The 23133-nt window shown below is 69.5% G+C and carries 17 protein-coding genes; 6 read left to right on the forward strand and 11 right to left on the reverse strand.

Annotated elements, in window-relative coordinates; all coding sequences use genetic code 11:
- Positions 1-41 precede the first annotated feature (41 nt).
- Complete coding sequence (locus C1746_RS22295; RefSeq protein WP_162868051.1) at positions 42-929, forward strand: sirohydrochlorin chelatase; 888 nt, start codon at positions 42-44, stop codon at positions 927-929.
- The gene (locus tag C1746_RS21065) at positions 916-1677 is read left to right on the forward strand and encodes an SDR family NAD(P)-dependent oxidoreductase (protein ID WP_116716763.1); all 762 of its coding nucleotides are present in this window, start codon (positions 916-918) and stop codon (positions 1675-1677) included. The genes C1746_RS22295 and C1746_RS21065 overlap by 14 nt, the downstream gene beginning before the upstream one ends.
- A gap of 80 nt (positions 1678-1757) precedes the next feature.
- Here the strand turns inward: C1746_RS21065 and serA are convergent, their stop codons facing one another.
- Positions 1758-3326, reverse strand: a complete 1569-nt coding sequence (gene serA / locus C1746_RS21070; RefSeq protein ID WP_205712034.1) for a phosphoglycerate dehydrogenase — start codon at positions 3324-3326, stop codon at positions 1758-1760.
- A gap of 202 nt (positions 3327-3528) precedes the next feature.
- Between serA and C1746_RS21075 the strand changes: the two genes are divergently transcribed.
- Positions 3529-6219: a putative bifunctional diguanylate cyclase/phosphodiesterase gene (locus C1746_RS21075; RefSeq protein ID WP_162868052.1), complete on the forward strand. Its 2691-nt coding sequence runs from the start codon at positions 3529-3531 to the stop codon at positions 6217-6219.
- Here the strand turns inward: C1746_RS21075 and C1746_RS21080 are convergent.
- The 5 genes from C1746_RS21080 to C1746_RS21100 form a co-directional block, all read right to left on the reverse strand.
- On the reverse strand, positions 6166-6900 hold the full coding sequence (locus C1746_RS21080; RefSeq protein ID WP_162868053.1) for a DUF3592 domain-containing protein: 735 nt from the start codon (positions 6898-6900) through the stop codon (positions 6166-6168). The two genes, C1746_RS21075 and C1746_RS21080, sit on opposite strands and share 54 nt — an antisense overlap.
- 168 nt (positions 6901-7068) lie before the next feature.
- Positions 7069-7857: an ABC transporter ATP-binding protein gene (locus C1746_RS21085; RefSeq protein ID WP_116716767.1), complete on the reverse strand. Its 789-nt coding sequence runs from the start codon at positions 7855-7857 to the stop codon at positions 7069-7071.
- A 68-nt stretch (positions 7858-7925) separates the two neighbouring features.
- Positions 7926-8921 carry a ketol-acid reductoisomerase gene (gene ilvC, locus C1746_RS21090; protein WP_240599084.1) on the reverse strand — a complete coding sequence of 332 codons (996 nt, stop codon included), beginning with the start codon at positions 8919-8921 and terminating at the stop codon, positions 7926-7928.
- 185 nt (positions 8922-9106) lie between these two features.
- The gene (gene ilvN, locus C1746_RS21095; protein ID WP_116716769.1) at positions 9107-9631 is read right to left on the reverse strand and encodes an acetolactate synthase small subunit; all 525 of its coding nucleotides are present in this window, start codon (positions 9629-9631) and stop codon (positions 9107-9109) included.
- Positions 9632-9640: 9 nt separating this feature from the next.
- Positions 9641-11416, reverse strand: coding sequence for an acetolactate synthase large subunit (locus C1746_RS21100; RefSeq protein ID WP_414627945.1), 1776 nt, complete (start codon positions 11414-11416; stop codon positions 9641-9643).
- A 733-nt stretch (positions 11417-12149) separates the two neighbouring features.
- Here C1746_RS21100 and C1746_RS21105 point away from each other — a divergent pair.
- Positions 12150-13031, forward strand: a complete 882-nt coding sequence (locus C1746_RS21105; protein ID WP_162868054.1) for an alpha/beta hydrolase — start codon at positions 12150-12152, stop codon at positions 13029-13031.
- Positions 13032-13171: 140 nt separating this feature from the next.
- On the opposite strand, the gene fni is transcribed toward C1746_RS21105, so the two are convergent.
- From fni to C1746_RS21125, 4 genes are read right to left on the reverse strand one after another with little or no spacing between them, the layout of a single operon-like run.
- Complete coding sequence (gene fni, locus C1746_RS21110) at positions 13172-14224, reverse strand: type 2 isopentenyl-diphosphate Delta-isomerase (protein ID WP_162868055.1); 1053 nt, start codon at positions 14222-14224, stop codon at positions 13172-13174.
- Entirely contained in the window at positions 14221-15174 is a 954-nt protein-coding gene (locus tag C1746_RS21115) for a phytoene/squalene synthase family protein (protein WP_205712035.1), read from the reverse strand. Before C1746_RS21115 ends, fni begins: the two co-directional genes overlap by 4 nt.
- Before the next feature lie 19 nt (positions 15175-15193).
- Entirely contained in the window at positions 15194-16669 is a 1476-nt protein-coding gene (locus C1746_RS21120; protein ID WP_116716773.1) for a phytoene desaturase family protein, read from the reverse strand.
- Positions 16670-16702: 33 nt separating this feature from the next.
- A complete protein-coding gene (locus tag C1746_RS21125; protein WP_162868056.1) occupies positions 16703-17806 on the reverse strand; it encodes a polyprenyl synthetase family protein in 1104 nt (367 codons plus the stop codon).
- Between the two features lie 127 nt (positions 17807-17933).
- Between C1746_RS21125 and C1746_RS21130 the strand changes: the two genes are divergently transcribed.
- Positions 17934-19133, forward strand: a complete 1200-nt coding sequence (locus C1746_RS21130; RefSeq protein WP_116716774.1) for an acyl-CoA dehydrogenase family protein — start codon at positions 17934-17936, stop codon at positions 19131-19133.
- Positions 19134-19354: 221 nt separating this feature from the next.
- The gene (locus tag C1746_RS21135; RefSeq protein ID WP_116716775.1) at positions 19355-22027 is read left to right on the forward strand and encodes a cell wall-binding repeat-containing protein; all 2673 of its coding nucleotides are present in this window, start codon (positions 19355-19357) and stop codon (positions 22025-22027) included.
- 117 nt (positions 22028-22144) lie between these two features.
- Here the strand turns inward: C1746_RS21135 and C1746_RS21140 are convergent, their stop codons facing one another.
- The gene (locus C1746_RS21140) at positions 22145-23122 is read right to left on the reverse strand and encodes a TIGR03557 family F420-dependent LLM class oxidoreductase (protein WP_116716776.1); all 978 of its coding nucleotides are present in this window, start codon (positions 23120-23122) and stop codon (positions 22145-22147) included.
- Positions 23123-23133: the final 11 nt, after the last annotated feature.

Below are 23133 nucleotides of genomic sequence, written 5' to 3' on the forward strand. Positions count from 1 at the left end.
CCTAACGGTTGGCGCACAACGCGACGAGGGACCCTGGGGCCATGACCCATCCCCCACACGATCATCCGTCCTCCGCCACCGGCCTGCTGCTGATCGCCCACGGCACCCGAGACCCCGCCGGAGCAGAGGAGATGGAGGAACTGGTGGCCGCCGTGTCGCAGCGAGTACCGGTTCCCGTGGCCCACGCGTGGTTGGAGGACTTCTCCGACCCCCAGGGCGTCGAGGGGGCCCGCCCCCTGATCGAGGGGCACAGCGTCAGTCGGCTGGTCACGCTTCCGCTGCTCAACTTCGCGGCCGGGCATGCCAAGAACGACGTCCCCGAGCAGTTGGCGGAGATCAAGACGGCCTTCCCGGACATCGAGGTCACGCACGGCCGTGTCCTGGGGGTGCACCCGGATCTGCTCGAGCTGGCATGGCGGCGCCTGGACGCGGTCAGCCCGCGTGACCAGCGGGCCGACGAGGTGCTGCTGGTCGCCGCCTCGGGATCGAGCGACCCGGACGCCAATGGCGAGCTGTACAAGGCCGCGCGGATGCTGGCGGAGGGATCCGGCCACCGCTGGGTTGAGACCTGCGTGGCCGGGGTGACCTGGCCGAAGACCGACGAGGTGCTGGCCCGAGTGGCGGCCGCCGGAGCCAAGCGCGTGGTGGTGTTCAGCTGGTCGCTGCTCGCCGGGCTGCTCGAGCGGCGGATCTGGGAGGCGGTGGACGCCGCCGACCCTCTGGGGATGACGATCACCAAGGCCGGTCGGTTCGGCCCCTCGGACGGCGTGGCCGACGCGATCGTGCAGCGCTTCACCGAAGCACTGGGCGGCGACATCCGGGCCAACTGCGACGCTTGCGTGTACCGGATCGCATTCCCGGGCCGCGAGGAGCGGCAGGGCGCACCCTCGGCCGGTGGTGTGCGAGGATCCCGCCATGTCGATTCTTGATCTCTTCCAGCTGAATGGTCGCGTCGCCCTGGTCACCGGGGCCTCATCGGGGCTGGGGGTGAGCGCTGCGGAGGGGTTGGCCGAGGCCAGCGCGGACCTGGTCCTGGTCGCCCGCCGGGCGGAGAAGCTGGAGGCGACCAAAGCCGCCGTCGAGGCGCTGGGTCGGGAGTGTGTGGTCGTCACCGGTGACGTGTCCGACCCGGAGACCGGCACTCGGGCGGTGGAGGCGGGGATGGAGGCCTTCGGACGGGTCGACATCCTGGTCAACAACGCCGGCATCGGTACTGCACACCCGGCCACCCGCGAGGCGCCGGAGGACTTCGAGCAGGTCATCGACGTCAACCTCAACGGGTCCTACTTCATGGCTCAGGCCTGTGGGCGGGTGATGCAGCCCGGTTCCTCGATCATCAACATCAGCTCGATCCTGGGGTTTACCACGGCGGGCCTGCCGCAGTCGGCCTACGCCTCCTCCAAGGCTGCGGTCGTGGCGATGGCGCGGGATCTGGCCGTGCAGTGGACGGGCCGGAAGGGCATCCGGGTCAACGCCATCGCACCCGGGTTCTTCGAGTCGGAGATGACGGCGCAGTACCCGGAGGGCTACATCGAGAAGATGATGCACCGGGTCCCCGCCGGCCGGAAGGGCAAGCACGAGGAGTTCGTCGCGGCCGTGATCTTCCTGGCCAGTGACGCCGGGGGCTACTGCACCGGGATCTGCCTGCCGGTGGACGGCGGGATGCTGACGACCTAGGTCAGGTTCCCCGCCACGAGGTCAGGTTCCCCACCACGAGGTCAGGTTCCCCACCCAAGGTCAGGTTCCCCACCACGAGGTCAGACCAGGTTGACCGCCCGCACCGCTGTTGCGCCGATGGCATCGCAGATGTCGTCCAGCACGTCCGGCGGGATCGCCGAGTCGACGGTCATCGCCACCAGTGCCTCCCCGCCCGTGTTCGTCCGACCGACCTGCATCGAGGCGATGTTGACCTGGGCATCCCCCAGCTTGCTGCCGACGGTCCCGACCACCCCGGGCTTGTCGGTGTAGCGGAAGAAGACCATGTGGGCCGCCGGCTCCATGTCCGTCTCGAACCCCCACACCTCGACCAGCCGCGGACGGTGGTTCGGCCCGACCAGCGTGCCGGACACGGCGTTGTCACCCGACCGCAGCCGCACCAGCGACACGTAGTCCTCGGACGCCTCGTTGGTCAACGTGGACAGGGAGAGATCGCGATCGGCGGCGATCAGCGGCGCGTTGACGAACGTCACCGGCTCGTGCACCACGTCGGTGAGCAGACCTCTGAGGGCCGACAGGTTGAGCGCGTCCAGTCCCTCCTCGGCGATCCGGCCGTGGTACTCCACGCAGACCCCGTCGGGGTGGCCGTCGGCCAGTGCCGTGAAGAGCCGACCCAACGTCTCGGTCAGCTCCATGTACGGCTTGACACCCTCCGGGATGCCCCCACCGATCTGGACGTTGACGGCCGAGGGGACGAACTCGCCGTCCAGTGCCAGGGCCACTGCCTCAGCAACCTGTACGCCCGCCTTGTCCTGCGCCTCGTCCGTGGACGCGCCGAGGTGCGGGGTCAGCACGGCGTTCGGCAGCTCGAGCAGCGGGGAGTCGCCCAGCGGCTCGTTGTCGAACACGTCCAGAGCCGCGCCACGGATGACGCCTTCGGCGAGCGCCGTGTGCAGGGCCACCTCGTCGACCAGTCCACCTCGGGCTGCGTTGACCAGCAGCGCACCGGGTCCGAGCGCCACGAGCTCCTCCTTCCCGATGATCCCGGCCGTCTCGGGTGTCTTCGGGAGGTGGATGGTGATGATGTCGGCCTGCTCGCACACATCGAGGACGGTCTCCGCGAGCGTGACCCCGAGTCGGGCCGCCCGCTCGGTGGTGACGAACGGGTCGTAGGCGACGAGGTGCACCCCGAAGGCCATCAGCCGCTGCGCCACCAGGGTGCCGATCCGCCCCAGGCCCAGGACGCCGACGGTCTTGCCGGCCAGCTCCACGCCCTTCAGCTTGGACCGCAGCCACGCCCCCTCTCGCATGGAGGCGTCGGCTTCGGGGATGCGCCGGGCCAGGCTGAGCAGCAGCGCGACGGCGTGCTCGGCAGCGGAGATGATGTTGGACTGCGGGGCGTTGCAGACCAGGACCCCGCGTGCCGTCGCCGCGTCGATGTCGACGTTGTCCAGGCCGATGCCCGCCCGGGCGACCACCTTGAGCTTGGTGGCCGCCTCCAGCACATCGGCATCGATGGTCGTTGCCGAGCGGATCACGACGGCGTCGTAGCTGCCGATCACCTCGATCAGCTGCGGCTTGGGCAGACCAGTTCGAACATCGACCTCGAATCGCTCCGCAAGCTGGTCAACACCAGCATCGCTGAGCGCATCGGCGACAAGGACCTTCATCAGGATCGGGCTTTCGGTCGGGTGGGCCCCCGTGGTTGCCGGGAGCCAGACGATGGAGCGCCCCAGCGTAGGTCGGCCGGGGTCACCCGCTGCCCACCAGCCGGACTCTGCCAGCGGATGCAGGAAAGATTGTCGTCAGTTCGAGCCAGTGGACGCCGATTACTCCCGTGTGGCTGTGTCCTCAACCCCACTCCGGAGACTGGTGCCCCAGCGCCTGCGCGACATCAGGCGCTACCTGGTGCTGCCTGTGCTGGTGTTCGCGCTGGGGGCAGCGTTCACCACGCAGATCGCAAGCCGCGTGGCCGAGGAGGCGGCGCAGACGGAGTTGATCCGCGTCGGCGGTCAGCAGGAGGCCCTGTTGACGGCCAGACTCGAGCAGATCGGTGGCTTGGTTGCGGGTGCATCAGCCCACTGGTCGCTCAACGACCACGAGCCCGCCGCCGTCACCGGCGAGGAACTGCGGGACTACATCTCGATCGCAGGAGACGGGGAGAACGTCGAGCGCTTGACGACCGGGCTCGTCTACATCCTGCGCACCAGCAACGCGGAGCTCTCCGACGACCTGGCCATCCGGCAGGAATCCAAGTCAGACTTCGAGATCGGTGAGCTGGCGGGCGGGTCGCAGCATGCCCTGGTCTGGGCCCAGTCGGGCGAGGAGTTCGAACTGGGCAGCGCGTGGAACGCCGACGGGGCCCGGCGCGACCAACTGGCCGTGGTGACCACGGACCGTCGGGTCCTGGTCAGCACCCCCATCGTGGAGGACGACGAGACCGTCATCGCCGTGGTCGGCCCCGTCGCTCATCGGACCGGGCTCCCGCTCGGGTTCATCGGCACCCAGGTCGATGTCGGTGAGCTGATGGCCGACGTCATCGACCGTGCCTCCCCGACCCGGTGGACCATGCGCGAAGGCGAGTTCGTCCTGGGGGAAGCCGGTCAGGAGCTGTCTGCCGACACCGGAATCCTGAGCCGGACCTTCGGGGTGGAGGTCCTCGACCGTCCGTGGCAGCTGACCGGACAGATCCAGGCGCCCACCGTGGACCCGGTGCTCTTCGGAGCGGGGTTGCTGCTGTCCGGTCTGATGTCGGTCCTGACGCTGGTGCTCAGCCGCGCCCTGGGCCGCTATCGCGAGTCTGCCGAGACGGCCGTGAAGGATCGCGATCGCTACGAGTCCTTCGCCGAGACGGTCATGGCCAGCATCGACGTCGGCATCGTCGCCGTCGACGAGCACGGGACCGTCACCATGACCAACGAGGCTGCCCGGCAGCTGTACGGCACGGACCTGACCCCCACGCCCGAGATGGCCGAGTGGACCGCGCTCCCCGACCTTCGGGGAGACGACGGCATATCGCTGTCGACCGACCAGCTGCCGCTGAGCCGGGCGTTGCGGGGCGAGACCGTCACCGACGCAGAGGTGTCGCTGACCCTCCAGGGGCGCTGGCAGCACCACGTCGTCAGCGCCACACCACTCCGAGACCCCGAGCAGGGCACCATCATCGGCGCGGTCGCAAGCGTCTACGACATCACCGACCGCAAGGCATCGGCAGATGAGATGGCACGGCTGGCCATGCACGACCACCTGACGGGTCTGGCGAACCGTCGGCAGCTGTACGAGATGCTCGAGTTGGCGTTGGCGGACCAACAGTCCGGCGGCCCGCAGGTCACCCTGCTGTTCATGGACCTCGACCGGTTCAAGGAGGTCAACGACGGTGTCGGCCACCACCGCGGTGACCAGATGTTGACCGACATCGCCGCACGCCTCCAGGACTCCACCCACGACGGTGACCTGGTCGCCCGCATCGGTGGCGACGAGTTCGTGCTGTTGTGCCCGCACCAACCCGACCACCGGTCGGCGCTGAACCTCGCCCGTGAGGTGGCTGCCAGCGTCACACCCGTCCTGACCGTGCGGGGGAACAACATCCGCTGCGGGATCAGCGTCGGTGTGGTTCGGCCCGACGACACCTCCAGCGTCCAGGACGTGCTCCGCCACGCCGACCTCGCGATGTATGAGGCCAAGGGCGACGTGGTGCACTCGATCCGCGTCTACGAACCCGAACTGGACGCGCGGGCAGCCGCGAACCGACAGACCGAGGTGGAACTCCGCACCGCCATCGAGCAGGACGAGTTGGCCGTGGCCTTCCAGCCGCTCATCGCTGCCGACGACCTGTCCGTCATCGGTATGGAGGCGCTGGTTCGCTGGAACCACCTGGGCGAGTTCCGCTCACCCGGCATGTTCCTCCCGATCGCCGAACGCTCGGACCTGATCGTGGATCTGGACCTCTGGGTCCTGCGCCATGCCTGCCAGGCGGTCGGTCAGCAGGGGATGCCGGAGCGCGTCAACGTGAACCTGGGCGCTCGAACGCTGGCGCTGGGCGATCTGGTGCAGCGTGTCAGCGAGGCGCTCGATCTGGTCGGCCTGAGCCCTGAACAGCTGTGCCTCGAGCTCACCGAGACCTCGCTCATCGGCGCCTCGGAGGTGATGGACGCCTCGCTGCAGACACTCGCCGACATGGGTGTGACCCTGGCACTGGACGACTTCGGCACCGGGTATGCCTCACTCAACTACTTGCGGAGGTTCCCGGTCGACGTCGTGAAGATCGACCGCAGCTTCGTGGACGGTATGGCCGACAACGAGGACGACCTGGCCATCGTCGCCGGTTCCATCCAACTGGCTCGCAGTCTGGGGCTCCTCACCGTGGCGGAGGGTGTGGAGACGGCCGCCCAGCGGGATCTGCTGATCGAGTTGGGCTGTGACCGACTGCAGGGCTACTTCTTCGGCCGTCCCCTGTTCCCGTCGGAGTGGCCGAAGGTCGGGGAGAGCCAGGCGCCCCAGTACGCGACCTCAGCGGCCGACGCCGGTGAAGGGGTCATAGCCGTAGACCTGCTCCGGCCGTAACCCGAACGACTGGAACAGGGCCAGGGTGTCCGCATCCGGTGCGCTCCCGTTCGGGACGGCCACCGCCACCTCCGAGGGATCCGCAGGGTCGTACCACGCGGGGAAGGACAGGCCCACCCGGGGCGCCACGGCGGCGAAGTCGAGCACCTGGGTCTTGGCGTTGGTGAAGGGGGCCGACCCATCCAGCGGGTGGACGAGATACTCCACGGCGAGCTGCGGTCGGTTGTTGATGTAGACACCGGTCTGCCGGGCGCCGCGGATCTGCGCCACCGCTCGGCTGCCGGTGGCCTGCAGGTGTGCCGCCTTCTTGGCCCGTCTGCGGCCCAGGATCGCCACGGTGAGCAGGATGGCCGGTCCGAGCAGCACACAGCCGGCGATGAACAGCGAGAACGGCAGGTTGTCGCCGAGGACGCTCACCCCCTCACGGGCCAGGAAGAGCACCGCGGCGAGGAGGCCCGAGACCGGTCCCGTGATCCACGACCACGGCCACATGAAGGCCGCGACCACGAACACCACGATCCCGCCGCCGAGCACCCCGAAGGTGCTGACCGGCGGGGCACAGCCACCACCGATGCAGGTGCCCTCCGGCAGGCTGCTCAGACCCGCCGTCGCCGACACGATGCCGTAGGCGATCATCACAGCACCGACGATGCTCAGCAGAGCACCCAGTGATTTCCTCATGGTCTCCCTCACCTCTGTCTCGCGTGTTCACCTGCTGGCCGGTGCCACCTCCGGAGATGGCGGCAACGTCGGTGAGACGGGCGGTCGCCCCACTCTGATACACACGGCTCGAACGCCGGGGGCGAACCCGGGGGCCCGACGCTCGACTCCGGTGCCTCAGCGCCTGGCTCAGACTGCGGAGGCCCAGAATCGTGCCCCATCACGCCGGACGCGCAGGTCGATGCCGAACACCTGGGACATCCAGTGGTCGGCCACCACGTCGTCCAGCGGTCCACCCCTCACGATCCGGCCACCGGCCATCAGCGCAGCATGGGTGAAGCCGGGCGGGATCTCCTCGACGTGGTGGGTGACCAGGACGATGGCCCGGAGGTCCGGGCTTGCGGCCAGCCGGCCGAGGTCACCGACCAGCAGCTCACGGCCTGCGATGTCCAAAGCGGCGGCCGGCTCGTCCAGGATCAGCAGTTCGGGTTCACCCACCAGGGCCCGGGCCAGGTGCACGCGGCGTCGTTCGCCATCGCTGATGACCTGCAGCCGGCGGTCGGCCAGAGCGGTCAGTCCCATCCGGTCCAGGGCGCGCTGGACCTGCTCCGCCTGCTCTCCGCTAAGCGTGGTGTGCCAGTTCGTGAGGTGGCCGGCGAAGCCCGTCGCTGCCGCGTCCCGGACCGTCATGTGCTGTCGGGTCAGCCGTTCCAGCTCGCTGGAGGTGACCCCGATGCGTCGGCGCAGCTGCTCGACCGGGGTGCGACCGAGCCTGCCACCGAGCACCTCGACGGTGCCGTCGGAGGGCAACTCGTAGGTCGAGGCCAGCCGGAGCACGGTCGACTTGCCCGCGCCGTTGGGCCCGAGGATGACCCAGCGCTCGCCGGCCTTGACCTCCAGGTCGGTCGGGTGGAGCACCACCTCTCCCTGGCGGCGCAGCCCGGCACCGGCCAGCCGCACCACCACCTGATCATCCACCTGGACTCATTTCACCGCTGCACGACGCGTGCCGCCGCTCGCTCAGCAGTGGGCGCCACGCGTGGCGGCTACTTCTTCAGCCAGGACATCTTCTCCCGCAGTTCAGCCCCGACGTGCTCGATCTGCTGGTCGGCCGCCCGACGGCGCATGGCCTTGAACGAGGCTTGGTTGGCCTGGTTGTCCAGAATGAACTCCCGCGCGAACTCGCCCGACTGGATGCGACCGAGGATCCCGCGCATCCGCTCCTTGGTGTCGGCGTCGACCACGACGGGGCCGGAGACGTAGTCGCCGTACTCCGCCGTCTCGGAGATGGAGTACCGCATCCCCGCCAGACCACCCTCATACATCAGGTCCACGATCAGCTTGAGCTCGTGGAGGCACTCGAAGTAGGCGATCTCGGGCTGATACCCCGCCTCGACCAGCACCTCGAACCCGGTCTGGACCAGCATGGAGGCGCCTCCACATAGCACGGCCTGTTCGCCGAAGAGGTCGGTCTCGGTCTCCTCCTCGAAGGTGGTCTCGAGCACGCCGGCGCGGGTTCCGCCGATGCCCTTGGCGTAGGCGAGCGCCAACTGGCGGGCCTGCCCGGTGGCGTCCTGGTGGACGGCGAAGAGCGCCGGGACGCCGGCTCCTTCGGTGTAGACGCGCCGCACCAGATGGCCCGGGCCCTTGGGCGCCACCATGCAGACGTCGACGTCGGCGGGGGGCTCGATCTGGGCGAAGTGGATGTTGAACCCGTGGGCGAAGAACAGCGCGTTGCCAGACTCGAGGCCGGGGAGGATCGCGTCGCGGTACAGCCCCGCCTGGGTCTGGTCGGGGACCAGGATCATGATGATGTCGGCCCGCTTCGCGGCGTCGGCGACGGCGGCGACCTCGAGGCCAGCTTCGGTCACGGCCTCGCGGCTCTTGGAGGTCTCGTGCAGCCCGACGACGACCTGCACCCCGCTCTCGGCCAGGTTGCGCGCGTGGGCGTGGCCCTGGGAGCCGTAGCCGATGATCGCCACCGTCTTGTCGGAGAGCAGACCGAGATCGGCAGCGTCGTCGTAGTACATGGTTGCTGGCATTGGGTGTTCCTTGGGGCGTGGTCGGGGGGTCTGCGGGGAGTCTTGGCTCGTGGTGGGGAACCTCACCTCGTGGCGGGGAACCTCACCTCGTCGTGGGGAACCTCACCTCGTCGTGGGGAACCTCACCTCGTGGCGGGGAACCTCACCTCGTCGTGGGGAACCTCACGTTGAGCGTGTTGTGACGGTCAGGCGCTGCGCTCAAGCCGGAGCGCCCGTCCTTCGGTGATCGACTTGGTACCACGGCCGACGGCGATCAGGCCAGAACGGACCAGCTCGCGGATGCCGTAGGGGTTGAGGAGGCGGACCATCGCCTCCAACTTGTCGGTCGACCCGGTTGCCTCCAGGACCACGGCCGAGTGGTCCACGTCGACGACGTTGGCGCGGAAGACGGCGGCGATCTCGATGACCTGGGCACGATCCTCCGGTGCGGCAGAGACCTTGATCAGCCACAGCTCGCGTTGGACGGCGCCGGCATCCTCGAGCTCCACGATCTTCAGCACGTGGATCAGCTTGTTGAGCTGCTTGGTCACCTGCTCGAGCGGCTGGGCGTCGGCGTCGAGGACGATGGTCATCCGGGAGACGTCCAGCACCTCCGTCGGCCCGACCGCCAGGGAGTCGATGTTGAATCCTCGCCGGCTGAACAGCCCGGCCACGCGTGACAGGACACCGGGTCGGTTCTCGACCAGGACGCTGAGGGTGTGCTTGGGCATTGGGGGTCCTTAGCTGGGTGGTCCGGCGCTCTTGAGGTCTGCGCCCTCGCCTCGCTGGGCCGCGGCTTCACGCTCGCGCCACTCGTCCATGTTCTCGATGATCAGGTCGTTCGACTGGCCCGCCGGGACCATCGGGAACACCTTCTCCTCGGGGTCGACGCGGAAGTCGATGACCACGGGGACATCGGTGACCGCGAGCGCCTTCTCGATCGTCGGGCCGAGCTCGTCGACGGTGGAGACCCGGAAGCCCTGACAGCCGAACGCCTCGGCGAGCTTGACCAGATCCGGGACGCTGGCGTCCAAGTCGATCTGGGAGAAGCGGCGGTCGTAGAACAGCTCCTGCCACTGCCGGACCATGCCCAGCACGCCGTTGTTGAGGACGGTGAAGATGACGGGGATGCCCTCGGTCCGCGCGGTGGCCAGCTCCTGAAGGGTCATCTGGAACGAGCCGTCGCCGTCGATCAGGATGACCTGGGCGTCAGGGCGGCCGGCCTTCGCGCCGATCGCGGCTGGTACGCCGTAGCCCATCGTCCCCAAGCCACCCGAGTTGATCCACTGCCGGGAGGTCTCGTAGGAGATCAGCTGACTGGCCCACATCTGGTGCTGCCCCACCCCGGTGACGATGATGGAGTCCTGCGCCCGCGCCTCGTTCAGGGCCCGCACCACGGTCTGGGGCTTGAGGGGTCCATCGGGATCCTGCTCGTGGGTCAGCGGGTGGTTCTCCAGCCAGCCGTTCAGGGTCTCCCACCAGGCGGTGAGGTCCGCCGGCACCCGGCCGGCCTCCAGGCGCTTGGTGAGCACCTCCGCAAGCTGATCCATGACGATGGAGAGGTCGCCGACGATGGGGACGTCGACCGCCTTGTTCTTCCCGATCTCCGCCGGATCGATGTCGACGTGGACGACCTTCGCGTGGGGTGCGAATGCCTCCAGCTTTCCGGTGACCCGGTCGTCGAAGCGGGTGCCGAGGGCGATCAGCAGGTCAGCCTTCTGCAGCGCGGTGACCGCGGACCAGTGGCCGTGCATCCCCGGCATGCCGATGTGATTGGGGTGGGAGTCCGGGAAGGCACCCCGGGCCATCAAGGTGGTGACGACAGGAAGGCCGAGGGTCTCGGCAAGGCTCCGGAGTTGAGCCTCGGCCCCCGCGGCGACGATGCCCCCACCGGCGTAGACGATCGGCCGCTCGGCGGACAGGATCACGTCGACGGCCTCGCGGACCATCTTGGAGTGGCCCTTCACGTTCGGCTTGTACCCGGGGAGCAAGACCTTCTCGGGCCACTCGAAGGCGGTCAGCTCCTGCGCCAGCACGTCCTTCGGGATGTCGATCAGGACGGGCCCCTTGCGGCCGGTGGAGGCGATGTGGAAGGCCTCGGCGATCGCGCCGGGAATCCGATCGGCCTCGTGGATCATCTCGTTGTGCTTCGTCACCGGCATGGTGATGCCGGTGATGTCGGCCTCTTGGAAGGCGTCACCTCCGACCGCACTGGTGGCGACCTGCCCCGTGATGCACACGATGGGGATGGAGTCCATCAGGGCGTTGGCCAGTGGGGTGACGAGGTTGGTTCCTCCGGGCCCGGAGGTGGCGATGGCGACGCCGACCCGGCCGGTGGCTTGGGCGTATCCCTCCGCCATGTGTCCAGCGCCCTGCTCGTGCCGGGCGAGCACATGGCGAATCGGCGAGTCGAGCAGCGGGTCGTATGCCGGCAGGATGGCACCCCCGGGGTGGCCGAACACAACCTCGACACCAGCCCGTTCAAGCGAGGCGATGACCGCTTGGGCACCTGTCATCTGCATGTCTCGTCCACACCTTTCGTGTTGGGCTCTTGCTCGGTCGTGGTCGTCGGGGGCCACGAGGGATCCCGTAAACGCCGACGACCTCCCGGTGGGGAGGTCGCGTCTGTCACGTTGCGGCTTCTCGGGCTCAGGTCACCGAGTAGCAACGGCAGACGCCTGCCGTACTACGGGAACGAGAATGAGAAGTCGCTGGGGCATTCGTGGCCAGTTTGCGCCTCTGGGGCCCAGACTTCAAGTTCGGAGTGCAAATCGGCGTATTCCGGTCGCACGGGTGACCGACGTGTCCGAACGGTCCCACACTCGCTCTGGACGGGGCAGGCGTGGCTGGTACCGTGACCACTAGGCCGATCCTACGGGACACGGTTGGCCGACCAGGCTTCGCGACCTACTTCGACACACCATGTGTAGGGCGGGTTCCCGCCCCCTCCCTGCACTACGGTGTGTTGAGGTCGCCTGCTGGAGGCGGGAACCCCGCGCCACGCCTCCCACAATCCCCTGCACCACGATGTGTCGAGGCCGTCATCGGCGGGGACCCGACTCTCGGTACAGGCACCGCCAGCGACCCACTCTCGGTACACCAGACGGCCCACGTGGCCGTTCGTGGCGAACTGAGAGTCAAGAGCCCGCTGGTCACGGGCAACTCTGGGTACACGGCCCTCGCTCAGCGTCCGAGGCGTGTACCGAGAGTTGGGGTGGAGGGGACGCTAGGGTCCGTTGCGTGCAGACGATGACCACAATCCAGGTCGAGGGTGGGGAGTTGGCCGTCGCCCGTTGGGGGCCCACAGACGCGCCCACGGCAGTCGCCGCCCATGGCATCACCTCCCACCATCTGGCTTGGTCGCTCGTCGGCCAGGACCTGGCGGAGCGGGGCCTGGGGCTGGTCGCCCCTGACTTGCGTGGCCGAGGCGACTCCAGCGATCCGGGCGCCGCCAGCTCACTGGCCGCTCACGCCGACGACCTGGTCGCGATGGCCCACTCGCTGGCCCTGCCCACGCCTGGTGTCGTTGCCGGTCACTCGATGGGAGGGTTCGTCGCCGCGATGGCCGGGGTCCGGCACCCCGGGTCCTGGTCGCACGTCGTGCTGGTGGACGGAGGACCACCTCTCTCCGACCCCCTGCCGGAGGGAACCGACGTCGAGGCGGTGCTGCTCAGCGTCATCGGCCCTGCGCTCGAACGGTTGGATGCCAGGTTCGAGTCCCCCGAGGCCTACCGGGTGTTCTGGCGGAACCACCCGGCGCTGGCTGGGGTCGACCCCCATCTGGTCAATCGCTACGCCGATTACGATCTGCGCCCGGACGGTGACACCTGGCGGTCCAAGGTCTCGCGGGCGGCGATCCTGGCCGACGCGCGAGACACGCTCGTGGATCCTGAGGTCAGGACTGCAGTGGAGTCCCTGGCGCCGCTACCCGCGACGATGCTGCACGCCGAGCGAGGGATGCAGGACGGTCCCGTGGCGCTCTACCCGCCGGAGCGGATCGCCGCGATCGTGGATCCCCTCCCCCACGTGGAGACGCACCTGGTGGAGGACGTCAACCACTACACGATCAGCCTGGCCCCGCACGGGGCTCGTGCGGTGGCGGACGCGATCGCGTCAGCCCTCACGACGTAGCCAGGTTCCCCACCACGAGGTCAGGTTCCCCACCACACGGTCAGGTTCCCCACCACACGGTCAGGTTCCCCACGACGAGGTCAGGTTCCCCACCACGAGGTCAGGTTCCCCACGACGAGGTCAGGTTCCCCACCACGAGGTCAGGCGGGGCGGAGGTCCCCCGGACCCAGGCCGGTCACCGACCGATGGCCGGTCGCCCAGACGGCGATCCGCAACTGCTCGACCAGCACGCCCAACTCCTCCGACGCGGCCGCCGGCCCCTCCGCCCCGGCAGCCAGCAGCCGACGTCCGAAGCCCGCCAGATCTGCGCCCAGGGCCACGCACTTCGCGGCGTCCACCCCGTCCTCCAAACCGCCGGACGCCATCAGCACGACCGCCGACCCCCGCTCCGCCCGTACGGTCGCGGCCGACCGCAACGAGTCGACCGTCGACCACCCCCAGTCCGCGAACGCTCCGGCCACCCGCCCCGCCCGGCTGTCGCGTTGCCCCTCCACCGTCGCCCAGTTCGTCCCCCCCGCGCCCGCCACATCGATTCCGGCCACCCCTGCGTCGACCAGGGCGGCGATGTCCTCGCGAGCCATCCCGAAGCCGACCTCCTTGACCACGACGGGAACCTCGAGCCGGCCGGCCACCGTCTCGATGGCCTCCAGGACCCCCTCGAAGTCCGTGTCCCCGCCCGGCTGGACCGCCTCCTGAACCGCGTTGAGGTGCAGCACCAGCACATCTGCGCCTGTGGCCTCCAGCAGCCGTCGACACCCCTCGACCCCGTGCTCCGCCAGCTGGACCGCCCCGAGGTTGGCCAGCAGCAGCACATCGGGTGCGATGTCGCGGACCTGGAACGAGGCGGGGTCTCCTCCCTCGAGCAGCGATCGGCCCGACCCCAGGCCAAGCACCACCCGGTGCTCCTGCGCCGCCGCCGCCAGTGCCCGATTGACCGGCCCCGCCGCACCGGTGCCTCCCGTCATGCAGCTGATCGCGACGGGAGCGGCCACCCGCCGCCCGAAGAGCTCGACGCCGAGGTCGACGTCCGCCAGTGAGCAGCCCGGTAGCGCCCTGGCGTTCAACCGCAGTGCCTCAAGACCGGTGGTGATGCCCACGTGGCCCACGTCCTCCTGCAAGCTCAGCCGCAGGTGGTCGGCCTTGCGCGCCGCGACGCCGTCCTCCCGGCCGCCCGCTTGCGAGCCCGCGCTCAACGAGCCATCTCGCGGACCGCCACCGTCGCCTTCTGCCAGCCTGGAACGGACGCGCGCACCTGGAAGACCTGATATCCGCACCGCTCGACCCGGTCCAGGATGCCGGCGTAGAGGTGGTGGGCGGTCCGGATGCACCGGGCGCTGGCCGGCGGCAGCATCGCCCAGCCCGCCTCAGCCCGCCGGTAGAGCGCCCGCGTCCGCTCGATCTCGAAGGCCAGCAGCCGCCGCAGCTCCGGGCCGACGAAGCGGGACCGGAAGTGCTCGTCGGTCACGCCGAACCGATCCAGATCCTCCAGCGGCAGGTAGATCCTCCCGCGTTCGAAGTCCTCGGCCACATCGCGGATGAAGTTGGTCAGCTGGAAGGCGATGCCGAGTTCCATCGCCGGTCCACGCGCCGTGGCGGTCGTGGGCTCGAGGACCGGCAGCATCATGGAGCCGATCACCGCCGCCGAGCCGTACACGTAGGTGTGCAGGTCGTCGTAGGTGGCGTAGCGGGTGACGGTCAGGTCCATGGCCATGGACGTGAGGAAGGCGTCTAGGTCGTCGTGGTCGATCCCCAGCGTCGTGACCGTGTGGATCACCGCCTTGAGGACCGGATCTTCGGTCTCACCGGCGGCCAGGTCGGCCAGGAACCCGGCCGTCCACGCCTCGAGCTCTCGGCGCCGATCCTGTGGCGTCCACTCCAGGCCAAGGTGGTCGACCAGGTCGTCGGCGTACCGCGCGAAGGCGTACAGGGCATGCACGTGGGGGCGCTTGTGGGCCGGCAGGAGGCGCGTCGCGAAGTAGTAGGTCCGGCCGTGCGCGGCGTTGATCCGGCGGCAGAGCTCGTAGGAGGTTGCGAGGCTCACCGCCTCGCCCCGTGCACTGCCGACCATCGCCGTGACGATGTCGGTCGTGGGGTTGGGGTGGGTGTAGCCGCCAGCCACGGCCCCCGAGGCCAGCTGACTCACCGGGACGCACCCGCTCGCGTCACCGGGCCGCCAGCTGCTGCTGGACCCGCTCGGCGGCAAGGCGACCCGACACGATGACCATGGGGACGCCGACACCGGGGGTGGTGGAGGAGCCGACGAAGACCACGCCGTCGACCTTGGGCGCCACGTTGGCCGGCCGGAATGGGCCGGTCTGCCGGAAGTGGTGGGAGGCCGCGAACGGGGTGCCGGCCGCCATCCCCTGGTCGGCCCAGTCCTGCGGGGTCACCACGCGACTGGTGACGACGGAGTCCGAGACCGGCCCGTACTTGGCGTCCTCGAGTCGCTGGATCGTCGCCTCCAACTCGCGTGGCGCCTGGGTGGTCCAGTTGATGGGGTCCCCGTGTAGGTTCGGCGAAGGGATGAGGACGAACCCGACCTCGCCACCGTCGGGAGCCATCGCCGGTTCACCGAGCGTCGGGACGGTCAGGAACCACGACGGGTCGCGTTGCAGGCGGCCGGCCAGGATGTCGTCGAAGGAGCCCTGGTAGTCCGCGGCGAAGTGGATGTTGTGGTGGGCGGCGTCCAGCAGCTTCCGGTCCAGGCCGAGGTGGACCACGATGCAGCTGGGCGAGTAGGTCAGGTGCTTCACCCGGCGCGGGGTCGCCTTCGGAGGCAGCAGCCGCTCGTAGGCGATCGGCAGGTCGGGGTTCAGCACGACGACATCGGCGGGGATGTGCTCGCCATCCACCAGCGCCACACCCGTTGCTCGACGACCGCGACCGGTCACCCGCGCCACCTCCGCCTCGTACCGGATCTCGACCCCGTGTCGGGTGGCCAGGTCGGCCAGCGCCTGACTGGTCGCGTGGATCCCGCCCTTGGGGAAGTACACGCCGGCGATCGAGTCCATGTAGGCGATGACCGCGTACACGCCGAGGGCCTCGTACGGGCTCATTCCGGCATACATCGACTGGAAGGTGAACAGGCGCTGCAGACGCCAGTCGGTCAGCTTGGAGGCGACCAGGCTGTGGACCCGCCGGAAGCCGCCCAGGCGGATGAGCTCCGCCATCTTGGCCGGCTTGGCCAGGTCGAGCAGCGAGTCGAAGTTCGCGTCGATGAAGGTGTCGTACTCGGCCTCGTACAAGCGCTTCAGGTGGTCGGCGAAGTCGACGAACCGGTCCGCCTCGGCCTGGCCGGCGAAGCCGGTGATCTCAGTGACCATCTGCTCCACCGAGCCGCGGATGTTGACCACGGCTCCGTCGTCGAAGACAGCACGGTAGGCGGGGTCCAGCCGCTCGATCTCCAGGTGATCGGCCATGTGTTCGCCGTGTAGTGCGAACAGCTCCTCGACGAGGGCCGGCATCGTCAGCACCGTGGGTCCGGTGTCGAAGGTGAAGCCCTGATCGGTGAACCGTCCGGCCCTGCCGCCCGGGATGGCCTCCCGCTCGAGGATCGTCACCCGGTGTCCGGCAGCGGACAGGCGAAGCGCAGTGGACAGACCGCCCAGGCCTGCCCCGACGACAACAACTGATCCCATGGTGCTCTCTCCTCTTATCAAGTCCGCTGGCGGTCAGGAGGTGCGATCGATGGCCTCGGCGGCCAGCTCGAGCAGCGCGGACCGCGCCGGTTCGCGGACCTCGTCGATCGCTGCCTCCGCCGTGGCGCGGAGCGTGCTCAGACTGGCCTCGACCTGGTCCAGCGCGCCGGTCTCGGTCACGACCTGGCGGACCTGATCGACCCCCTCGTCCGCGGCCGCTGGGTCACCGAGGACACCGGCCAGCACGTCGCGTTGGGCGGGGGTGGCGAGGTCGCGGGCACGCAGGACCAGCATGGTGCGCTTGCCCTCGCGGACGTCTTCCAGGGCACCCTTGCCGGTCTCGTCCGGGTCGCCCATCAGACCCAGGATGTCGTCGCGCAGCTGGAAGGCGACGCCGATGGCGTCACCGAACTCCACCAGCGCACGATCGAGTGCGTCGTCCGGCGCACCCAGTGCCGCACCCATCTGCAGTGGCCGGGTGACGGTGTAGCGGCCGCTCTTCAGCAGCGACACGCGCAGCGAGTCCTCCTCGCTGGCCTCGGGCAGACCCGACAGTCGCAGATCGAGGTACTGGCCGGCCATGACCTCGGTCCGCAGGTGGGCGAACACGGTCCTCGACCGTGCAAGCGCGACGGGATCGAGGGCGGCCGCCTCGAACAGCATGTCGGCCCACACGAAGACCATGTCACCGGCCAGAATCCCGCCGCCGGTTCCGAACCACTCGGCGTCCCCGGCCATACCAGCCTCGCGGTGGTGTTCGGCCAGCGCGGAGTGGACGGCCGGCAGACCCCGTCTCGTGGCCGACTTGTCCATGATGTCGTCGTGGATCAGGGCGAAGGTGTGGAGGAGCTCTGCCGCCCCGGCCGGCTTGAGGATCTCGGGGTCGGGCTCCGCCGCCGCGGCCATCGCCCCCCACCAGACGAACGCCGGCCGAAGCCGCTTTCCGCCCGCCTCGACCAGCGCGGTGACCGAGTCCGCGACCGGATTGAGCGCGGCGTCGATGGCCGCCAGCTCCTTGGCGCGTTCGGTCAGGAAGGTCGCCAGCACCTCGTCCACCCGCTGGGCGAGGAGGCCCAGGACCTGGCCGGACGGCGGTGCCGCCAGGTCGATCGAGGACGGGAAGAGACGGGGGCTCATGAGGCGACAAACGTACCCGTCTGCCCGGCGCGTACTCCCGCCGTCACCTCTCGCCACAGGCCGACCGCACCCAGGCCGACACTGCACCCAAGGCGTATGACGAAGGCCGACCGGATAGGAACGGGCCATGTGGCGCCTCACCGAGACCGAAGAAGCACGACGAGAGCAGTTCCAGACCGACGTTCGCCGACTGATCCAACCCGAGGTGGACGGCATCCACGCGACGGGCGAGTACCCCCGGCGGTTGTACGACGTCATGGGGCGGGCCGGCATGCTGGGTGTCTCGATCCCAGCGGAGTTCGGCGGCCAGGGCCAGACGACGGTCACCGATGCCGCCTGCGTCGAGGAGTTGGCGAAGGTCTCGGGGACGGTGTCCCTGATGGCTGCCTACGTGACGCTCACGGCCCTCCCGGTGATGATCGCCGGCTCAGCGGAGGTGAAGCAGACCATCCTCCCGCGGCTGTGCTCCGGCGAGTGGTTGGGTTCCTATGCCATCACCGAGCCGCACGCGGGCTCCAACCCGGCCGACATGCGGACCACGGCCACCCGAACCGATGCCGGCTGGCTGATCAACGGGCAGAAGAAGTTCATCGGCAACGCGGGGATCAACGACGTGTACGTCATCTTCGCGAGGACGGGTGGGGAGGGAGCCGGCGGCATCAGCGCCTTCTGGCTCCCCGCCGACACACCGGGCATCACGGCCGAGGTGCTGCCGACCATGGGGCTGCCCGGGTGGCACCTCGGCCAGCCGAGGTTCACCGATGTCGAGGTGGGTGAGGACCACCTGATGGGCGGCGAGGGCAACGGGTTCGCCATCGCCATGCAGGCCTTCGACGCCTCACGGCTGATCGTCGCTGCGCAGGCGGTGGGGTTGGCGCAGGGTGCGATCGACCTGGCCATGGACTACGCGCTGCGCCGCCACACCTTCGGGGTCCCGGTCATCGATCATCAGGGCATCCAGTTCAAGCTGGCAGAGCTGGAGGCGCAGGTCGCTGCCGCCCGCTCGCTGACCTACATGGCTGCGACGATGGCCGACGAGGGGGCGGAGGGCCTGACCAAGATCAGCTCCTCGGCCAAGATGTTCGCCTCCGACGTGGCGATGCGGGCGACGACGGAGGCCGTCCAGGTGCTGGGTGGCAACGGGTACCTGGACGGGTTCCCGGCGGAGCGGATGATGCGTGATGCCAAGGTGCTGCAGATCTACGAAGGCACCAACGAGATCCAGAAGCTGGTCATCGCACGGGCCATGCGGGCCCAGGCGGAAGCCCGGGAGCCACTGTGGGCCGACCTCATGCCGGGCCAGCCGGGGGTCCCCGACGGGACCTAGCTGGCAACCCCTCGCCACCGCCCCAGGCCTCGATGTCCGCGCCCGACGTCAGGCCCATTGGACCGATGGGTCGCGGCTGGCTGTCGCAGCTGAGAATGGCTCCTGGGATCGGTGTCAACCGGATCGGCCTACCACGCGTCTTTACCGGCGGGGCACGCCCGTCCCACCGCCCGAACCCCGGTCGACCGAATCCACAGCCCTCCACGTACGGAGCCACAACCATGACCAGCTCACGAGCAGTCCTGCTCATCCTCGCCGTCACCGCCGCGCTGCTCGCACTGCCGGGTCCCGCGGCGGCCCAGCTGTCACGCCCGACCGGACTCGATGCAACCGTCGACACCGAGCGGGTGCGGGTGCACTACACGACCGATCCGTCCTCACCCGATGCCACCGACGAGGCGTTCGCGCGGTCGGTGGCCGAGTCCACCGAGCGGGCCTACGAGCTGCTCGTCGTCGAGGAGGGCTGGACGGCGCCGGCTGACGACGGCGACCTCGGCGGTGATGGCCGGATCGACGTGTACATCCGCGAGCTCTTCGGGCCGGACGGTCAGGCGGACGCCGACCGTTCCTGCGACCTGCCCGGCTGCTCGTCGGTGTCGGGCTACTTCAGCCTCGACCCCCAGTTCCTCGGCGGCGAACTCGACGGGCTCGTGATCCACGAGCTGCACCACGTCATCCAGTCGGCCATCAGCCAGGGCACGGAGCCGTGGTTCAAAGAGGCCACGTCGACCTACGAGGAGGTCGAGAACAGCGATCGCGTCCGGACCTTCGACGTCGGCGAGTACGCGAGGACGACGACGACCCCGCTCGACCGGGCCGAGTCGGTCGGTGAGGGGTTCGACCCGCAGCGGTTCTACGGCTCCCACGTGCTCCTGCAGTGGATCGGCGCCCGCCACGGGCTGCAGACGATCCAGCAGGCGTGGCAGGTCTCGGCGTCGACCAACGGCCTGGCCCTCCCTGCCCTCGACCAGGTGCTCGCCGAGCGCGACAGCTCCTTTCCCGTCGAGTTCCTCGGCTTCGCCGCCGCCTCCGCGGCCTGGAACCAGCCGGGCACGTTCCCCCGTGACACCGTGGAGGGCCGCGAACTCGTCTACCCGACCGTCGAGCGACAGGGTCGACTCGAGGCCGATGACGCGATCGACGTGACGCTCGATCACGCGTCGTATGCCGTCTACGACGTCGCTCCGACTCGGGACATGACCATCACGGTGACCACGGCCCCGTACCTGCTGGGTGGGGCTGCCCTCGTCGTCGAGCAGCTCGACGGGACGGTTCAGACCACCCTCAGCCCGTTCGAGGACGGCTCTGCCGAGGTCTCGTTCCTCGGCGTCGAGGAGGCGACCGCCGTGTCGCTCGTGGTCGTGAACGCGGAGTTCGAGAACCGTGGCGTCGAGCCGGACGACGTCGACGCGCAGGTGCAGCTGACGTCTGGAGGGGGTGCGATCCCCACCGGCGAGCCGGTCTCAGCCCGCGTCGAGGGTTCCAACCGCTACGCGACGGCCGCGAGCCTGGCCGCCCTCGACCGTCCCGACGGCGCCGACACCGTCATCCTTGCCCGTGCCGACGACTTCCCGGACGCCCTGGCTGCCTCGGCGCTGTCCCCCGGTGGAACGGTGCCGGTGCTCGTCACCGACACCGAGCGGCTGAACCTCGAGACCGAGCAGGCGCTGGCCGACCTCGGTCCCTCAACCGTCTTGGTCATGGGCGGCACGGACGCCGTCTCCGAGGCGGTGGTCGACGCGCTACCGGCCTCGATCGCCGACATCCGCCGCGTCGAGGGGCCCAACCGTTTCGCCACCGCCGCCGACGCGGCATCGCTCTTGGCGGAGCGCACCACCGGTGAGGTCGAGTTCGCGCGCTCGGCGTTCCTCGCCGACGGCGGCGACTTCGCCGCCGCTCTGGCTGCCGGTCCAGCAGCCGCCCAGCAGGGCTTCCCGATCCTCCTCGCCGAGCAGGATCGCCTCCCCGAAGAGACCGAGGCCGCCCTGGTCGACACCGAGATCGAGCGCGTCTACCTGCTCGGGGGCCCCGACGAGTTGGGCACCGAGGTCGAGGCCGTGGTCGCCGACCTCGGCATCGAGGTGACCCGTATCGCGGGTGCCGACCGCCTCGGCACGGTCGAGGCCGTCGCGGCCGCGTCCCTCGAGCGCGGCTGGGTCGCCGGTCAGGGCGTGCTGCTCGGCCGCGGCGACCTGTTCGTCGACGTCCTCGCCGCCGGTCCGCACGGCGCCGCCACCGGGTCGCCGATCGTTCTGACCCAGTCGCCGGACGTCCTCGGCACCGGCGCGACGTCGTTCCTGGCTGACCCGTCGCTCCCCCTGCCGGACTACGTGCGGGCGATCGGCGGGAGCACCGCCGTGCAGCCGGACGTCTTGGGCGCGGCAGTGGCCGCCACGACGCGTCGCGGTCCGGTCGACGTGGAAGATGGACTTGCCTTCAGCCTCTTCGGCGTGGGGGACGACCAGCAGACGACGTTGCCGGCCGATGGGTCCGCTCAACTGACCGTCGAGGGGATCTTCCCCGACCAGTTGCTGCCCGAGGTGTTCGAGGTCGCCCTCTTCCCCTGTACCGGGCAGCCCGAGCCGATCGACGGCGTGGACGTCCTGCTGACCGACGCCGACGACGACGGTCGGGCCGACGGTCCTGGCTCGTCGGACGCCGGTGCGGTGGCCATCGGCTCTCTGGAGGGGAGGCCGATCGACACGGTCGCGGCGCTGCACGACGCGCCCGTCGGTGACGACAACGTCCTGACGTTCGAGCTCACAGGCGGGGGAACCCCCGACTGCGCGATCCTCGTGGTGTGGGAGGATGCCGACGGCGACGGCCAGCTCCGCCTGGCCACCGACGGCCGGCCGGCGGAGAGCTTCGGTACGACCCGGGTGACCATCGAGTAGTGGTCCGGTGTGCTGGCTGGGTCAGGTCGCGTCGTCGGGGATCCTGACCTCGCTGATCGACGGCGCCGACACGGTGAGGGCATCCGGTGGTGGCGACCAGCAAACCTCGCATCAGCATCAGAGGTGCGGCCGGACCTCCTCGGTGAAGAAGCGGATGGTCGCCTCGACATCGTTGCCGATCGGGATCAGCGAGAGGTTGCGGAAGCCGGCGTCGACGAACCCGGTGATGGCCTCGGCGTAGGACTGCGGGTCGGGGCCGTGCGGGACGACGTCGGCCATGTCTGCGGGCTCGGCCAGTTCGGTCGCCGCCGCGAAGTTGACCGGGTTCGGGAGCTCGGACATCACCTTCCAGCCCGACAGGGCGAAGCGCATCTTCTCGTGTGCCAGGCGCAGCCCCTCCTCCGCGGTGTCGGCGTAGGCCATGGGCACCTCCGACCAGGTCTGGGCCGCATCGCCGCCGCGCTCGCCCCAGCCAGCGATCAGGTCCGGATCAGCGTCGGTGGCCATGATCCCGTCGGCCTCGACGGCGGCTGCGAGGTCCAGCGACTGGTCACCCGAGACGCCGAGCACGATCCGCATCGGCGTCTCCGGCAGGTCGTAGATCCGGACGTCGTCGGCGGTGAAGTGCTCGCCCCGGTAGCTCTGGAACCCGCCCTCGCCGAGCAGCGAGATGATCTCGCACGCCTCGCGGAGCATCTCGTGCCGGACCGCGACCGACGGGAACGGCTTGCCGGTGACGTGTTCGTTGAGCCGCTCGCCAGCGCCGAGCGCCAGGGTGAAGGGGTGGTCGCTCATCGCGGCCACGGTGGCGGCGGCTTGGGCGATGATCACCGGGTGGTAGCGGCCGATGGGGCAGGTCAACCCGGTCGCCATCTCGATGCTCGTCGCCGCCGCGACCCCGCCGAGGACGGACCAGGCGAAGGGCGAGTGGTCGTGCTCGGGGAGCCAGGGGTGGATGTGGTCGGAGATGCAGACGAAGTCGAGGCCTGCCTCCTCGGCCATCTGCGCCTGTCGGACGAGCGCTCGTGGGCCGTACAGCTCAGACATGAGCTTGAGGCCGAAGCGGGGGGATCCTGTCGCTGGGGTGCTGGTCATGGGCCACCCCT

The sequence above is a fragment of the Euzebya tangerina genome, from assembly GCF_003074135.1.
Lineage (GTDB): Bacteria > Actinomycetota > Nitriliruptoria > Euzebyales > Euzebyaceae > Euzebya > Euzebya tangerina.

What these genes read in the sequence shown, in the direction of transcription:
- C1746_RS22295 (WP_162868051.1), top strand. Translation starts at nt 42, where the DNA reads ATGACCCATCCCCCACACGATCATCCGTCCTCCGCCACCGGCCTGCTG.
- C1746_RS21065 (WP_116716763.1), top strand. Translation starts at nt 916, where the DNA reads ATGTCGATTCTTGATCTCTTCCAGCTGAATGGTCGCGTCGCCCTGGTC.
- serA (WP_205712034.1), bottom strand. Translation starts at nt 3,326, where the DNA reads ATGAAGGTCCTTGTCGCCGATGCGCTCAGCGATGCTGGTGTTGACCAG.
- C1746_RS21080 (WP_162868053.1), bottom strand. Translation starts at nt 6,900, where the DNA reads ATGAGGAAATCACTGGGTGCTCTGCTGAGCATCGTCGGTGCTGTGATG.
- ilvC (WP_240599084.1), bottom strand. Translation starts at nt 8,921, where the DNA reads ATGCCAGCAACCATGTACTACGACGACGCTGCCGATCTCGGTCTGCTC.
- ilvN (WP_116716769.1), bottom strand. Translation starts at nt 9,631, where the DNA reads ATGCCCAAGCACACCCTCAGCGTCCTGGTCGAGAACCGACCCGGTGTC.
- C1746_RS21100 (WP_414627945.1), bottom strand. Translation starts at nt 11,416, where the DNA reads ATGACAGGTGCCCAAGCGGTCATCGCCTCGCTTGAACGGGCTGGTGTC.
- C1746_RS21105 (WP_162868054.1), top strand. Translation starts at nt 12,150, where the DNA reads ATGACCACAATCCAGGTCGAGGGTGGGGAGTTGGCCGTCGCCCGTTGG.
- C1746_RS21120 (WP_116716773.1), bottom strand. Translation starts at nt 16,669, where the DNA reads ATGGGATCAGTTGTTGTCGTCGGGGCAGGCCTGGGCGGTCTGTCCACT.
- C1746_RS21125 (WP_162868056.1), bottom strand. Translation starts at nt 17,806, where the DNA reads ATGAGCCCCCGTCTCTTCCCGTCCTCGATCGACCTGGCGGCACCGCCG.
- C1746_RS21130 (WP_116716774.1), top strand. Translation starts at nt 17,934, where the DNA reads ATGTGGCGCCTCACCGAGACCGAAGAAGCACGACGAGAGCAGTTCCAG.
- C1746_RS21135 (WP_116716775.1), top strand. Translation starts at nt 19,355, where the DNA reads ATGACCAGCTCACGAGCAGTCCTGCTCATCCTCGCCGTCACCGCCGCG.
- C1746_RS21140 (WP_116716776.1), bottom strand. Translation starts at nt 23,122, where the DNA reads ATGACCAGCACCCCAGCGACAGGATCCCCCCGCTTCGGCCTCAAGCTC.